Origin of the sequence: Nonlabens sp. (assembly GCF_965660805.1) — a bacterium.
In the GTDB taxonomy this organism is placed as follows: Bacteria; Bacteroidota; Bacteroidia; order Flavobacteriales; family Flavobacteriaceae; genus Nonlabens.
Genome location: NZ_CBFIBE010000028.1, coordinates 1 through 14,578, shown reverse-complemented (window position 1 = coordinate 14,578; position 14,578 = coordinate 1). Strand labels below are relative to the sequence as shown.

At 36.7% G+C, this 14,578-nt stretch carries 15 protein-coding genes, 1 tRNA gene and 1 pseudogene; 6 read left to right on the top strand and 11 right to left on the bottom strand.

The window, feature by feature from the left end; genetic code table 11:
• Nucleotides 1–13 precede the first annotated feature (13 nt).
• The 3 genes from ACTF48_RS07965 to ACTF48_RS07955 all read right to left on the bottom strand — a co-directional run bounded on the left by ACTF48_RS07965 (nucleotide 14) and on the right by ACTF48_RS07955 (nucleotide 2,473).
• Nucleotides 14–736, bottom strand: a complete 723-nt coding sequence (locus ACTF48_RS07965; protein ID WP_438962626.1) for a hypothetical protein — start codon at nucleotides 734–736, stop codon at nucleotides 14–16.
• A 114-nt stretch (nucleotides 737–850) separates the two neighbouring features.
• Nucleotides 851–1,654, bottom strand: a complete 804-nt coding sequence (locus tag ACTF48_RS07960; RefSeq protein WP_438962625.1) for a lysophospholipid acyltransferase family protein — start codon at nucleotides 1,652–1,654, stop codon at nucleotides 851–853.
• A 168-nt stretch (nucleotides 1,655–1,822) separates the two neighbouring features.
• Complete coding sequence (locus ACTF48_RS07955) at nucleotides 1,823–2,473, bottom strand: NUDIX hydrolase (protein WP_438962624.1); 651 nt, start codon at nucleotides 2,471–2,473, stop codon at nucleotides 1,823–1,825.
• A 71-nt stretch (nucleotides 2,474–2,544) separates the two neighbouring features.
• On the opposite strand from ACTF48_RS07955, the gene ACTF48_RS07950 reads away from it, so the two are divergent.
• Nucleotides 2,545–3,204 carry a peptidylprolyl isomerase gene (locus ACTF48_RS07950; protein WP_438962623.1) on the top strand — a complete coding sequence of 220 codons (660 nt, stop codon included), beginning with the start codon at nucleotides 2,545–2,547 and terminating at the stop codon, nucleotides 3,202–3,204.
• A 227-nt stretch (nucleotides 3,205–3,431) separates the two neighbouring features.
• Here the strand turns inward: ACTF48_RS07950 and ACTF48_RS07945 are convergent.
• The 4 genes from ACTF48_RS07945 to ACTF48_RS07930 form a co-directional block, all read right to left on the bottom strand.
• Nucleotides 3,432–3,516: transfer RNA gene (locus ACTF48_RS07945), tRNA-Ser, on the bottom strand.
• A gap of 235 nt (nucleotides 3,517–3,751) precedes the next feature.
• The gene (locus ACTF48_RS07940) at nucleotides 3,752–4,408 is read right to left on the bottom strand and encodes a SanA/YdcF family protein (protein ID WP_438962622.1); all 657 of its coding nucleotides are present in this window, start codon (nucleotides 4,406–4,408) and stop codon (nucleotides 3,752–3,754) included.
• A complete protein-coding gene (locus ACTF48_RS07935; RefSeq protein ID WP_438962621.1) occupies nucleotides 4,409–4,795 on the bottom strand; it encodes an acyl-CoA thioesterase in 387 nt (128 codons plus the stop codon). It abuts the gene before it with no gap.
• 20 nt (nucleotides 4,796–4,815) lie between these two features.
• A complete protein-coding gene (locus tag ACTF48_RS07930) occupies nucleotides 4,816–4,947 on the bottom strand; it encodes a hypothetical protein (protein ID WP_438962620.1) in 132 nt (43 codons plus the stop codon).
• Between the two features lie 3 nt (nucleotides 4,948–4,950).
• On the opposite strand from ACTF48_RS07930, the gene ACTF48_RS07925 reads away from it, so the two are divergent.
• Complete coding sequence (locus ACTF48_RS07925; RefSeq protein ID WP_438962619.1) at nucleotides 4,951–5,577, top strand: NAD(P)H-dependent oxidoreductase; 627 nt, start codon at nucleotides 4,951–4,953, stop codon at nucleotides 5,575–5,577.
• A 240-nt stretch (nucleotides 5,578–5,817) separates the two neighbouring features.
• On the opposite strand, the gene ACTF48_RS07920 is transcribed toward ACTF48_RS07925, so the two are convergent.
• Both ACTF48_RS07920 and ACTF48_RS07915 read right to left on the bottom strand, forming a co-directional pair.
• Nucleotides 5,818–6,642 (bottom strand): DUF4249 family protein, encoded by an 825-nt coding sequence (locus ACTF48_RS07920; RefSeq protein ID WP_438962618.1) that lies wholly within the window; start codon nucleotides 6,640–6,642, stop codon nucleotides 5,818–5,820.
• 4 nt (nucleotides 6,643–6,646) lie between these two features.
• Entirely contained in the window at nucleotides 6,647–9,013 is a 2,367-nt protein-coding gene (locus tag ACTF48_RS07915; RefSeq protein ID WP_438962617.1) for a TonB-dependent receptor, read from the bottom strand.
• 172 nt (nucleotides 9,014–9,185) lie between these two features.
• Between ACTF48_RS07915 and ACTF48_RS07910 the strand changes: the two genes are divergently transcribed.
• Together ACTF48_RS07910 and ACTF48_RS07905 are read left to right on the top strand one after the other, a co-directional pair.
• Nucleotides 9,186–10,154 (top strand): NAD(P)H-dependent flavin oxidoreductase, encoded by a 969-nt coding sequence (locus ACTF48_RS07910; protein WP_438962616.1) that lies wholly within the window; start codon nucleotides 9,186–9,188, stop codon nucleotides 10,152–10,154.
• A 206-nt stretch (nucleotides 10,155–10,360) separates the two neighbouring features.
• Nucleotides 10,361–11,917, top strand: coding sequence for an NAD(P)/FAD-dependent oxidoreductase (locus ACTF48_RS07905; protein WP_438962615.1), 1,557 nt, complete (start codon nucleotides 10,361–10,363; stop codon nucleotides 11,915–11,917).
• Nucleotides 11,918–11,920: 3 nt separating this feature from the next.
• Here the strand turns inward: ACTF48_RS07905 and ACTF48_RS07900 are convergent, their stop codons facing one another.
• Entirely contained in the window at nucleotides 11,921–12,856 is a 936-nt protein-coding gene (locus tag ACTF48_RS07900; protein WP_438962614.1) for a LysR family transcriptional regulator, read from the bottom strand.
• A gap of 106 nt (nucleotides 12,857–12,962) precedes the next feature.
• On the opposite strand from ACTF48_RS07900, the gene ACTF48_RS07895 reads away from it, so the two are divergent.
• Together ACTF48_RS07895 and ACTF48_RS07890 are read left to right on the top strand one after the other, a co-directional pair.
• The gene (locus tag ACTF48_RS07895; protein WP_438962613.1) at nucleotides 12,963–13,244 is read left to right on the top strand and encodes a hypothetical protein; all 282 of its coding nucleotides are present in this window, start codon (nucleotides 12,963–12,965) and stop codon (nucleotides 13,242–13,244) included.
• Nucleotides 13,245–13,256: 12 nt separating this feature from the next.
• The gene (locus tag ACTF48_RS07890; RefSeq protein ID WP_438962612.1) at nucleotides 13,257–14,222 is read left to right on the top strand and encodes a sodium-dependent bicarbonate transport family permease; all 966 of its coding nucleotides are present in this window, start codon (nucleotides 13,257–13,259) and stop codon (nucleotides 14,220–14,222) included.
• Between the two features lie 51 nt (nucleotides 14,223–14,273).
• Here ACTF48_RS07890 and ACTF48_RS07885 read toward each other — a convergent pair.
• Nucleotides 14,274–14,578: pseudogene (locus ACTF48_RS07885) on the bottom strand (Na(+)-translocating NADH-quinone reductase subunit F); the annotation flags it as partial.

The window sequence follows — 14,578 nt, the reverse complement described above, 5'->3', positions numbered from 1 at the left end:
AATCACATAAGGTCTAAATCATCCAGTGACCATGGTGAACTATTTCAACTATTGCTATGGCCAGTAACCACTTTTCTTCTTCGGGTGATGGTTCTTGCAAAAGTTGAATTATGGGTTGTCCTACAGCGTTCTCATTTATATTCACAGAAGAAAGGCTCTCAGCATAATCTGCATAATTAGGAGCAACAAAAATGGTGGCAATATCCTTGTTATGTAGTTGAACATTATAGGTGGTTTCACCAAAACGATATCTCAAGCCGCTAGAGTTTAAGGCAATTTTAGCAGGATGTTTAGCGTTTCCTATAAGTTCACCTTGATTATTAAATAGATCTCCAGACTTAGTAATCCTACCTAGTGATTGCTGATTTAAAACGATGTCTATATTATCATCTTTCACCTCAAAGGCAAGGTTGAAGTTTGTGGAGCCTACAAAGAAATAACCATCAGAGTTAAAACCACGTTCCACACGGCTGAAAGCCATGATAGGTTTTTTATCTAAAGAGTAAACTGTTCCCACTAATCTCCTCGCCATTCCTTTACTGAATTTATACTCCATCCATGATGAGATGTCTGTATAGCTGCGATTGCCCCATGGGGCTAGCGATTTTTTCATGGAATCTACTCGAGCCTGCATACTCTGTTGTTCATGTTGAATATGCTCTGGACTTTTTTGTTCGGTTCCTTTTTTTATGAACCATCTTATTAAAAATATCATTCCTACTATGAAAATGATCATAGCAATTCCAGTTAGAATGAAGATAAGAATAACAGCTATTTCCACTATTACAGGTATAAATTATTTGAGATACATAAAACTCATAAAAGGTTTTTTAATGAAGTGACCCTTCCATTAATAGTCCCATTTACGTTTTTCGTTAAGTTGCTCCATTTCTTCCAGTTCTTCTTCAGGAATTACTTTAAGGTAAGATGGATGTTGCTCTATAGCATATTCTATTTTCTCAACGATGGACTCCACACTTTCATTTTCATAATCTATGTTTAGGGGTTCTTTAATTACCATAGATTGTAGAATATTACGCTTTTTAATGCGCAGTCCTTTCTTGTCAAAACTCCTACGGAAGCCATCTATAACAATAGGAATTACTACAGGCTTGTATTGTTTAATAATATGAGCCGTTCCTTTTCTAATGGGTTTAAAAGGTTTAGTGGTCCCTTGTGGGAAGGTAATCACCCAGCCATCATCAAGAGCAACTCCTATATTCTTAGTGTCATTAGGGTTTACAGCGCGTTGTACTTCTTCACCTTTGGCACGCCAGGTGCGCTCTACTGTAATGGCACCTACATAAGCAAACACCTTAGGTAGAAAACCACTGGTCATGGTTTCTTTTGCGGCTACATAATAAATATTAAGTTTAGGATTCCATAAATAACCTACATTTTTAATAGAATCTTGACGACCTGATAAGGCTGCATTAAAGACATGGAACATACTTACTACATCTGCAAAATAGGTCTGGTGGTTTGATATGAATAAAACACCTTGCTCTGGCAGGTTTCTTAGAACATCGCTTCCTTCTATATGAAGTTCATTAAAACCTCTAAAACGACGGTGCGATAAGACACCTAAAAATCGTATTAAGAAACGCTTGATAAATAATATATGACCGAAAGGATTTTTTTTAAATAATCCCATAGAGTTATTTCAATTTAGGGATGGCTAATATAATACTTGTAGTGTTATTTGTTACTATTACCTTTCATAAATGCTTGCTTTTTAGAACCTCTGCAATGGTAGCTGCTTAATTTTTAAAATAGAAGTTACTCTTCTTTACTTGTATAATAAAATATTAGTTTTATCAACTCATGAAGGTGATAGGCCTTTTTTAAGTATGGCTTCAAACTCTGCCAGAATCATTGCTGTTGCACCCCAAACGATTTGATTATTTAAGTGGTAGCAAGGTACCGTAACGTTTTTCATGTAGGTAGTGGATAGGGTATGTGAACTTTTTTTAGCATCATCTAGCAAGTCGTGTAATGGTACTTCTAGTATAGATTTAACTTCACTGGGCTGTGGTATGAATTGTAATTCTGTTTTTGCAATAGCGAGATAAGGAGCTACCATGTAGTTACTAGGAGGAATGTAGATAGGAGTTCCTGCTGTAATAATCTCTTGCTGCTCTGGTGCGATACCTACCTCTTCATGAGTTTCTCTCAGAGCAGTGATTGAATCATCATGATCCTCAGGTTCCTTGCGGCCGCCGGGAAAGGCGATCTGACCGCTGTGTGCACCTTTAGACTGCATGCGCTCGATAAGTACAAAGTGTGCTATGTCATTTATGGGATAGATCAGCATCATTACTGCTGCGTGTCGTGGGGTCTGAGTCTTAAGTGTGTTGAGTTGTAATTCTTCTAGACGTTCTACCGCAGCCATGCGGCGCTGTACCTCAAATCCAGGTTGAGGTATTTTCTTTACTTTTGATACAGAATTTTTAAATATTTCAAATGAAATCAACTCGTTGGTCTTTTATTATATTATTAGTTCTCTTATGGAGCTGTAAAGATAGTTCACAAAAGCATAAGGATATGACAAGCACAGTCGAGGTTGAAAAGCCGGTGACGTTAACTGTTCAAGAACAACAAGTACAGGAAATAGAAGAGTTTTATAAGCCTGTAGTGAACAGAAAAGGTGACACATTACTTCCTTACATTCCACAAGATTCTGTAGAGGCGTTTTTTACTCGTTATGCAGCTCAACATCCAGAGACTAAAGTGCGCATGAGTACCTCTTATGGTGATATAGAAATGGAATTATTTGAAGAAACGCCCTTGTATAGAGCAAGTTTTTTGTTTTTAATTAAGAATAACTATTTTGATGAAACCGTTGTGCATCGGGCTGTGGAACGCTTTATAGTTCAAGCTGGGAATAGCGATAATATGATCACAGCACAAAAAAAGAACAGTGCGGGAAACTACCAGTTGCCCATGCATATTTTACCTGGTGTAAAGCATGCATATGGAACCTTGAGCAGTGCTAAGTACTGGGAAAACAATCCTGAGAACTGGCACAATCCTTTTGATTTTTTTATCTCTTTGCGCGCTACAGCTCACTTAGACGGAGAGCACACCATTTTTGGACGTGTGACTAAAGGAATGGAAGTTGCAGAGGCTATCACTAAAGTAGAAACCGACTCACGTGACTGGCCTAAAAAGGATATTTATATAGAAATGAGTGTGGTGGAGTAGGAAACTGAGTTTATAGCAACAAAAAGCCCGATTTTCATTTGAAAATCGGGCTTTAATTCAACGGAGAACAAGGGATTAACATGATTGATCCCTAGATGGAATCCAATACATTCATAAAATCCTTCCAGCTATCGCTGGTGAATCATTTTCTATTTATAAAAACTCCAAACGCGGTTTAGTTTTTCTAAATAAAAAATGCTTCCCTTTCAGGAAGCATTTTATGGAAGCGGAGAAGAAGGGATTCGAACCCCTGGAGGTGTGACCCTCGCTGGTTTTCAAGACCAGTGCATTCGACCACTCTGCCACTTCTCCGGTCGATAAACAAAAACACTTTTGTTTAAGCGGTTGCAAATATAAAGTTATTCTGGATAATTCATAGAATACTTTTGAAAAAAAATCTAATTTTTTAATATGATGCGTTATTGAATAGGGATCAGTTAAGAGATCTCTCTATTTACTTTGGTATAAATTGTTTCTTTAATCCATAAATGATTAGAGATTAAATACAGAGCTTTGGCTCTCAGTCTTATGACTTAAAGTTAATGAACTACTTATCATGGCTTAAACCACTATCACCTGTAATAGGAATGGCATTACCGCTATAGGTAGGCTTTTTTTCAATGTTGAGTTCGATCCAGGCTTTAATATTTGCCAGCCACTCGCGACGAGTAAAGTGAGCATTTCCTGTATATTCTCTTTTATCTGCTACGTAGCCTTGCAGTTCTAATCCCATTTTACGACCTACATAAATAGCTCTAGGTAAATGAAATTTTTGAGTAATAACAATCGCAGTGTCTACCTTAAAAACCTCTCGTGCTCTGTACATGCTATCATAAGTGTCAAAACCGGCATGGTCTAGAAAAATATCTTCATCAGAAACTCCTTTAGAGGTCAAATAATTTTTCATGGCATTAACTTCATCATAATCACTCTGACCGTGATCACCACTCAATAAAAACCGTTTAATGAGTCCTTTTTTATAAAGTTCAAGAGCGCTATCTACACGATCTTGTAGAATCGTAGAAAGACTCTTATCAGGTCTTACACTAGCACCTAGCACAAGTCCTACATAAGCAGGTTCTAGTTCACTAGGGTTTTCAAAAATCACATCTCTACTGGATCTATTAATATGAAATTGCAATATGATCACAAGTAATACTAAACTTAGGACTGTAAAAACCGTTATGTTTAAAAATTTACGCATTTAGTGAATAGGAGTTGGTTTTTTATCATCATCTACGGCTACAAAGGTAAAGTTTCCAGTCACTACTTTTTCACGTACATAGCTATACATGTCTTCCATAAACATGGTAACTTCTACAGTGCAGCTTGTAGTTCCTACCTTAGAGATCCTAGCCACCAGCTCTACAATAGAACCTTGAGGAATAGGTTTTTTAAAATCAATTTGATCTGTACTTATAGTAACTACTTTCTTGCGAGAAAAACGAGTTGCACAAATAAATGAGGCTTCATCCATCATGTGCAGTGCTGTACCGCCAAAAAGTGTGTCATAATGATTAGTAGTATTAGGAAAAACGGCCTTGAAGATTCTAGTCTCAGAGTTATTAATACGTTTTTCTATAGCTGTCATAAAAATCCTTTATTGAAATATTAACGCGGGAAGAAAATCACGTTCTTACCTTTGTCTAGAATGGTGTGGTTGTTCCATCTGTTATTGCAGTAATCGCTTTCGCGAAAGCGTGATAAAAAAGCGCCACCATTCCACAAATATAACGATTCCATTAGATGAAAAGTATAGAAAACCTACAATGGCGCTATGCCACAAAGAAGTTTGATCCTAGTAAGAAATTAACTCAAGATCAACTGGATATTTTAACGCAAACATTTAACTTAACGGCGACTTCTTATGGTTTGCAGCCATGCCGTCTTATAGTGGTTCAAAGTCAAGAGGTTAAGGATGCTATGGTAGAAAAATCTTTTGGGCAGCGACAAGTAGCAGACAGTAGCGCGGTACTTGTTTTATGCACCAGACACGTAGATGAAGATTATGTGAATGAGTATTTTAATCTCGTTAAAAAAATACGTCAGACACCAGATGAGGTATTAAAACCATTTAAGGATATGCTCACGAGTTCTTTTTCTTCAAAACAGGTGGAAGAAGTGGAGCAATGGGCAAAAAATCAAGCATACATAATACTAGGAAATTTAATGACCGTTTGTGCTCAAGAGCGTATCGATTCATGTCCTATGGAAGGTTTTATACCAGCTCAAATAGATGAATTACTAGGTCTTGAAGAACAAGGACTCAAATCTGTTTTACTATTACCAGTAGGTTATAGAGCAACAGATGATATGTTTGCCGATTTTAAAAAAGTACGACGTCCAGAACAAGAAATGGTGCGTTACGTGTAGTGCTCAGCAACAGAATTAAAAATAGATAGGTTATTCTGTTTTTTAGCGACTTTACGAACCTTAAATAGTACTATAAGCTAGGAGTGAAATTAAATCCCAAAGTGTTTCCTACCTCTTAACGGCCCAGATGAAAAATGTAAAGAACGCCATAGAATGGAACGTTATCCCTATCCTGACCCTAAATATTACTGGGATTTTATGAAAAAGAATAAGCGTTTATTCAAATTATAAAAGCCTCTTTTAAGGATTTGCGACAACTGTAAAGTCTATTTTAAAAACTTCAGATACCCTGAAATATCCAAAAGGAAATTTTTCAGGGTTTGTTGTATTAATAATATTTCCTCTTACCGTGGCAGGTTGCGCATTAAATGTACCACCGCCACCATCATCAGTTTGCTGGATTAAAGTGTCATAAAAAGTAAACGCTCTACGGTCTATACCTCTAATAACAAGCGTGAGATCAGAGCCTACAGGTAAATCTTCTTCATCTATAAAGAAAACGGTAAGGGCTTCATTTCCATCTGAAAACTCATCATCTATGATGTCAATTTCAGAATTAGATGGTGTCGTATGATCTATGAGTTCAAAAAGATAATAGTTTTCTTCTCCTGCAGGATCATTAAAAAAACCTGTTATTTCTACTAAATCTCCGAAACCGCTAATGTTATTTTGTTCTACTCTAGTATAGGGAACAGTGTTTACAAATCGCTGGGTTGCTGTATAAATATCACTTCCATCTATTATGGTTAAAGTATAAGATGCACCAGGCTGGATATTCAAGCTTGTGTTTTCATAAACACCTAAAGCTACTAGATTAAAGTTAAATACAGTACCATTTTCATCAGTTACTGTTACTATGGCATCATCTACGGTAATTATTTCTTCCTGATAGAAAGCATTACTACGAGTCAGTAATACGGTTGCCAGAGTAGTGCCATCTTCATTTAATTCTAGTTCAGCATCTATAACTAGTCTAGGGGCTGTATTATTTAAATCTAGCTCTATAACATCTTCACAAGATGTAATTGTGAGTACTAAAAGTAATAAGGTGAATAATTTTTTCATTTTCTTAGAATTTGAAATTATAGGTTACCGCTGGTACGACCCCAAAAATCGATAAACGTGTTGCTTCATTACGGCCAGTTTCTTCGTTTTGAGCAAAACTTACACTTGCAGCATTCCTGCGGTTATAAGCATTATAGATACTAAATACCCAGCTGCTTTGCCATCCTTTTGTTTTATCTGGTTTAGGAACATAAGTAGCGCTTACATCTAGTCTGTGTATGAGAGGTAATCTACTACTGTTGCGTGCCTCATAAGTAGGGATGAATAAACCATCAAACTCATACTGCCCATTAGGATAGGTGACTGGCTGTCCTGTTTGTAAGGTGAAATTTGCGCCCATACTCCATTTTTTATTTAATTCATAACTACTAGTAATAGTAAGGTCATGGGTTTTATCCCAGGCAGCGCTGTACCATTCTCCATTATTTATACCAGTTTCTTCTAGTGTACGACCTGGAGTGCGCTGTTCACTGCGCGATAGTGTGTAAGCAATCCAGCCCTGTAATTTTCCCTTGTTTTTTCTGAAAAGTAATTCTAGACCATAAGCGCGAGCCTCACCACTCAGTAGTATTTGTTCTATATTATCATTTGCTATAAGATCTGCACCATCTATGTAATCTAGTCTATGATCTACAGTTTTATAAAAAGCCTCTGTTTCAAAAGAATAATCGCCCATGTTTTTAAAAAAACCTGCTGCCACTTGGTTACCTATTTGAGGTTCTACAAAGGTCCCACTAGGTGCATATAAATCAAATGGAGTAGGCGCATTTGTATTTGATATCAAGTGTATATACTGGGTAATACGCTGGTAACTTGCCTTAAAACTGGTATCATCATCTAGTGAATAAGCTATGGAAAAGCGCGGTTCAAGATTTGCAAATGTTTTTAAAGCAGTACCTCTACTAGCGCTAGTCGTTTCTATAGGGTCTACAGACTCATAAATTTGCAGCTCATCATTAAAAACAACGGCTTGATTATTTTCATAAACACCTATATTATCCTGACCTAATCTACTGAAAGTACTCAGTCTCAAACCAGCGTTAATATTAATCTTATCTGTGATTTCAAATTCGCCATCTACATAAAGCCCATTTTCCCAAGCATATTTTTTAGTAAGCTGTTGTTCATTTATAGGACTCGTCTCAGTAGTAGGCACGATGCGACCTGGATCAAACTCATAATAAATAGAATTAACACCATATCTCATTTTAGTTTTATCGTTGAGGTAGTGTGTTAAATCATATTTTGCATTAAGATTTGTGATACCACTGGTAAACTCAAACTCTACAAAATCCAGTTCCAGTCCATAACTATAATCAGAATAGATAAGTGAAGTATTTGCAAACCATTTATTATTAAAAACATGGTTCCAGCGCACATTTGCAAAAGAGTTTCCAAAGGTGTTCCCAAAAAACTCATTTACCGTAAAGACATCTCTCCCAAAATAAGATGAAAAATATAAGCGGTTACGATCATCAAGTGTAAAACTCAACTTAGCATTAAGATCATAGAAATAAGCCTTATTATCTATGTCAAAAAGTGGTAAGAATAAATGAGCATAGCTACTACGACCACCTATAAGGAATGAAGATTTCTCTTTTTGAATAGGACCTTCTAATAATAACCTGCTAGCAACGAGACCTATACCGCCAGTAGCACCAAATTTGTTACGATTTCCATCACGTTGATAAATGTCTAGTACACTGGATACACGACCACCATATCGAGCTGGAATACCACCTTTATAGAGCTTTAAGTCTTTAATAGCATCGGGATTAAAAACTGAAAAGAAACCAAATAAGTGGTCACTTTGATATAATGTTGCCTCATCCAGGAGTACTAGATTTTGATCTGCGGCACCACCGCGCACGTTAAAACCAGCAGCGCCTTCACCAGCATTTGTAACACCTGGCAGCAGCACTAGAGATTTAACGATGTCTGTTTCTCCCAGTACAACGGGTATTTTTTTAATAGTTTCTATAGCGAGCGCATTTACACTCATTTGTGGTGATTGAGTGCTTAGTTTCTCCACATCGGCCTTAATGACTATGGCATCGAGTTGCTCGTCAGACTCTTCCATAGAAATGTTAATTTGAGTATCGCCGTTTAAGACAATTTCTTTCTGTATGTTTTTATAACCTATAAAACTGTACACCACTTGATAGGTGCCAGCTGGTAAGGTGATCGAGTAGAACCCATATTCATTACTAGCTGTTCCTGTGCTTAGTTCTGGGATAAGAACATTAACACCTATCATGGTTTCACCGTTGAGTTGTTCACTTATTGTTCCAGAAAGGGTGAATTTTTCAGATTGCGCTTTCGCGAAAGCGAAATTCAACAATATCACCGCAATGAATAGTCTTTGGGTCATGTAAAAATAATTTCAATCTATGATCTAACGGACCATAAATTAATTTGTTACAAAGCTACACTAATCCAGCAGAGATGAAATGAATTAACGCCTTGTTAACGTGTTTAAAAATAGAAGCACCTTAATGGTTATACTGCCTTAATAATTGTAAATTTGTGAGAAACACAAGAATATGACCACAGCAGATTTTTCTAAAAACATAACCTTACCAGTAGTTGCAGCACCCATGTTTCTTATTTCGGGTCCAGAGTTAGTGATAGCCTGCTGTAAAAATGGAATCGTAGGAACTTTTCCAGCACTGAATCAACGCAGCACTGAAGGTTTTGAAGAATGGGTCATACAGATTAAAACAGAACTAGACGCTTGGGAAAAAGAAACAGGAAAGAAAGCTGCTCCTTATGGAGTTAATCTTATCGTTCATGGAAGTAATCCACGTGTTCAGGCAGATTTAATGGTGTGTATAAAACATAAAGTACCGCTCATTATCACATCACTAGGAGCTGTAAAAGATCTGGTAGATGCGGTACATTCTTATGGAGGATTAGTATTTCACGATGTGATTAAAAAACGCCATGCAGAGAAAGCTGCACAGGCTGGAGTAGATGGATTAATTCTAGTTTGTGCCGGCGCTGGTGGTCACGCAGGAACCTTGAACCCTATGCCGTTTGTGAGAGAAGTGCGCAGTTTCTATGATGGAACTATTCTACTTTCAGGAGCAATGAGCAGTGGTCAGGATGTGGCTAGTGCGTTACAAATGGGAGCAGATTATGCTTATCTAGGAACTCGTTTTATTAATACAGAGGAGTCTAAAGCCACACCTGAATATAGAGAGATGATTATAGAGGCTGGCTCTAGTGACATTGTTTACACAGCTGCCATATCTGGTGTGAGTGCTAACTTTTTAGGAGCTAGTTTAAATGCCGCCGGAATTACCGAGGAACAATTAAAAGCAACGGGTAAAATAGATTTCGGTAAGGAAATGGATACTGAGGCCAAAGCCTGGAAAACCATCTGGAGTGCTGGACAAGGAGCTGCTACCGTTCAAGACACCATGCCAGCGACTGATTTAATTAACCGCATGAAAACAGAGTTTAAGGAAGCTATAGAGATTCAACAAAGGAATTTAGAGCGGTATTCCTAGTTTTTGCAGCTGGAATACTCTGGTCATACCAGCATCTCTTTTCACAATGATATAAAGGTTCAATAAGATCATTACTGAATTGTCATTAATGAGTTTAATTATTTCATGTGATGTTTAATACGCTTTGGCGAAAGCGTAATAATTCTAACAGAACTGCTTTAAAGAAATCAAATAATAATTTAAAAGACCGCTTACCTTTGTAGTCTATGAGTACACTGGTTCAAATACAGGTTTTACCACATCATCTTGAAGATGAAGATCACATTCTGGAAAAGGTATTTCAGAAAGTAGATTTTTCTATGAATGAAGTGTCGCAGTGGAATATCAGAAAACGCAGTATAGATGCACGACAGCGTCGCGTGTTGTATAATTTACAAATCGAGATATGGCGGCATGGAGAAGAGAAGTCTGAGCGCAAACCCTATCAAATTCAGGATGTGCGTGATGCAAAACCTGTAGCGATTATAGGTGCTGGACCTGCAGGTTTATATGCCGCATTACGCGCTATAGAAGGTGGATTAAAACCTGTGGTCTATGAACGTGGTAAAGATGTGCGTGCACGACGTAGAGATCTTGCGGCGCTTAATAAAGAGCACATCGTGAATCCAGAATCTAATTACTGTTTTGGTGAAGGTGGCGCGGGAACTTACAGTGATGGAAAGCTATATACACGTTCTAAAAAACGTGGAAATGTGTTGAAAGCGATGGAGTGGTTTGTGGATTTTGGCGCTACACCAGATATTCTGGTAGATGCGCATCCACACATAGGAACTAATAAACTACCTCAAATTATTACTGCCATGCGTGAGGCTATTATTGAGGCTGGTGGAGAAGTAAGGTTCCATGAAAAACTGACCGATATTAAACATGAAAATAGTCAGGTTACAGCTATTCAAATTAATGACTCAGACTGGCATGAGTATGATAACGTTATTCTGGCAACGGGTCATAGTGCTCGAGATGTTTTTTATTTACTGCACAAACGTGGAATTAAAGTAGAGGCAAAACCATTTGCTATAGGAGTGCGTATAGAACATGCACAATCTTTAATAGACACGATTCAGTATCATGGAGATGATTCTAATCCCTATTTACCACCAGCTAGTTATAGTCTAGTAGAACAGGTAGATGGAATGGGTGTTTACTCTTTCTGTATGTGTCCAGGTGGTATTATAGCGCCGTGTGCGACTGCGGTAGAAGAAGTGGTCACAAATGGCTGGAGTCCTAGCCGTCGCAATAATCCTTATTCTAATAGTGGTATTGTGGTAAGTGTAGCACCTCAAGATCTACCTAATTATAAAGAAAATGACCCATTTGTATGTCTCGATTTTCAAAAGAAAGTAGAACACGACTGCTGGGTAGCTGCTGGTAAATCTCAAAAAGTACCAGCACAGCGCATGACTGACTTTATTGCTGGTAAGGTTTCTACAGATTTTCCTAAAACCTCCTATCAGCCTGGATTAACGGCTGTAGATTTGAATAAAGTTTTACCAGATCTACTGGCTAGTAGATTACGCAAAGCTTTTGTAGCTTTTGGGAATAAAATGAAAGGTTATCTTACTACAGAGGCAGTTCTTCATGCTCCAGAAAGTAGAACATCTTCTCCTGTAAAGATTCCTAGAGATCTAAACTCTTTAGAGCATATCGAGATAAAAGGTTTATATCCATGTGCCGAAGGCGCAGGATATGCTGGCGGAATTATAAGTGCTGCCATAGATGGAATTAACTGTATGGATAGAATTATAGAAAAGGAACTCGCTTAGAGTTTAACTCAAGAATGATTTATCTTCCATCCAGCTGAAGTGTTTTTTAATAATTTCAGTTTTGTTTTCTTTAACATAATTTGCAAGAGCAATTGCCGCTGGTGATTGTTTTTTTGAAGATAACCAGATAAGGTTCCAGTTAGTAACTATGGGTAAATGTTCCACAGGTATGATTTGAACTTCTTTATTTTTTAATTCATTTTTAGTACCTATTAAGGGCATAATAGAATACCCCATTCCAGACATAACGGCTTGTTTTACAGCTTCATTAGAAACAAGTTCTATTTTCTTATTAGTCTCAATGTGATGTTGATTAATGAATTGTTCCATAGCCTGGCGCGTTGCAGATCCTTTTTCACGATAAATAAGTTTCAAGGATTTAAACTGTTCTGCTGTTAAGGTTTTTTTAGTGTTATTAGGATACTCTTTTCCTAGAAGGAATAGTTCATTACGCATTAATTCAATACGATTTATATCTAAGTGCTCAGGTAACACAGATACCATAGCAAAGTCTATCAGGTTTTCTTCAAGGTTTTTAATTACTTCATTTTTATTAGTAACATCCATAGTGAGTTCAATACCTGGATATTTTTCTAGAAAATCTGCAAGAAAAAAGGGCATTACATACTTGCCGGTGGATACTATAGATATGTTCAATTTTCCAGCGATTACTCCTTGATAAGCTTGTGACTTATAACTGATGTTTGCTACTTGATTAAGTATTTTCTCTGCGGTAATGGCTATTTCTTTTCCAAAAGCAGTGATATGAATCTTACGACCTACATATTCTGTAAGAGGAATAGGGAATTGTTCTTGAAATTTTTTAAGCTGAATAGAAATGGCAGGTTGTGTTAGATTCAGATCTTCGGCAGTTTTAGTGATACTTTTTAATTGGGATATTTTAAAAAATATTTCTAGTTGATGTAAGGTGTAATTCATAAGAAAAAGTTATGACTATTATAAAAATAATAAATATAAATTTATGGAAAAATAAATTCAATTTTGCATCGTATTTCAAAATAGTTGAAAACTCTAAACTTTTTTCATGACACAATTAGAAATCGATCTGATAGACGGAAACTTTACTGCGGCAGATGCGCTGGAGATTATTACAGCGGTGCTGGATAAAAAAATGAATTTTCACAAATTGCAACGTCTTGCAAAAACAGAAAAAGATCATTCTTATCCTTCTACTTTTGAAAATGAACGTATAAAAGCGTTGCAAATAGAAAAAGATAAAACGATCAACTTTCTAACGGCCTTAATTAAAACAGAGGCTATGGTGGAAGTGGAAAGTAAAATTCATTTAAAACTTAACCAGCTTTAATCTTCATTCATTATGGATTTACATCTACTATTTGATAACCTGAGTAATCCAGCGGTATTGTTTTTCTTTTTAGGAATTATAGCAGTTCAACTCAAAAGTGATTTAAAAATACCTGAGAACTCCTCTAAGTTTATCTCGTTATACCTTTTATTATCTATAGGTTTTAAAGGTGGACAGGAGTTATCTCACAGTGAATTTGACATGGAGATTATCTGGTCGTTGCTGTTTGGTATTTTACTAGCCGTAGTAGTACCAGTGTATACTTACTTTATTTTACGTAGAAAATTTAGTGTTGCAAACTCAGGAGCTATAGCAGCTGCATATGGATCTGTAAGTGCAGTAACTTTTGTTACGGCTATTTCTTTTCTAGAGTTAGAGCAAATGGATTTTTCTGGGCACATGGTTGCGGTAATGGCACTTATGGAAGCACCTTCTATTATGGTAGGGTTATTATTAATTTCTTATTTTAACAAAGATAAAGATGAGACTAAAGTTTCTACTAAAACGGTACTTCATCATTCACTTACTAATGGTAGCGTGCTACTTATTATAGGTAGTTTATTTATAGGGTTACTAGCCAGCGACGCACAAGCCGAAGGAATTAAACCTTTTACTACAGATTTATTCAAAGGGTTTCTTGCTGTATTTTTATTAGATATGGGAATTACTAGTGGTAAAAAACTCTCCACCTTTATAAAGAAAGGCTGGTTTGCTCTGGTATTTGCTATTATTATTCCTATCGTAAATGGAATTATAGTGGCTATAGTGAGTGGTTTATTTGTGACAGAAACAGGAGATCGTTTACTGTTCTCTATTCTTGCAGCTAGTGCTTCATACATTGCAGTTCCTGCAGCTATGAAGCTTGCAGCGCCTAAAGCAAGTCCAGGTCTTTATATACCTATGGCACTGGCTATTACATTTCCATTTAATATCACGTTAGGTATGCCTTTGTATTTATTCATTATACAATCATTCTAAATACTTTATGATATAAAAAAGAGGTGGTTTTCTAAGAAAATCACCTCTTTTTTATATCGCAAGTTCAAACTTAGGTCGGTTATTTACTCGTTCAAATAAACGCTGGTAGTTTGTTATATTATTTATGTTATCCAGTTTGCATAGTTGTGAGATAGCTGCGCAAAGACCTTCAAATTGTATTTCTTTATCTCTAGGGTTTTTAGGCTTAAAATGGTCGTGCCTCAGTGGTAATTGATAACCACAACCTTGTAAAAATGATCTTTCTATTAGCAACAGTTCTTGCGGAGAATACCCCATGAATTTTCTTCCTAGTCTTTCATGGATGGTACCTAGATAGTTCAACTTTAACGATCCGT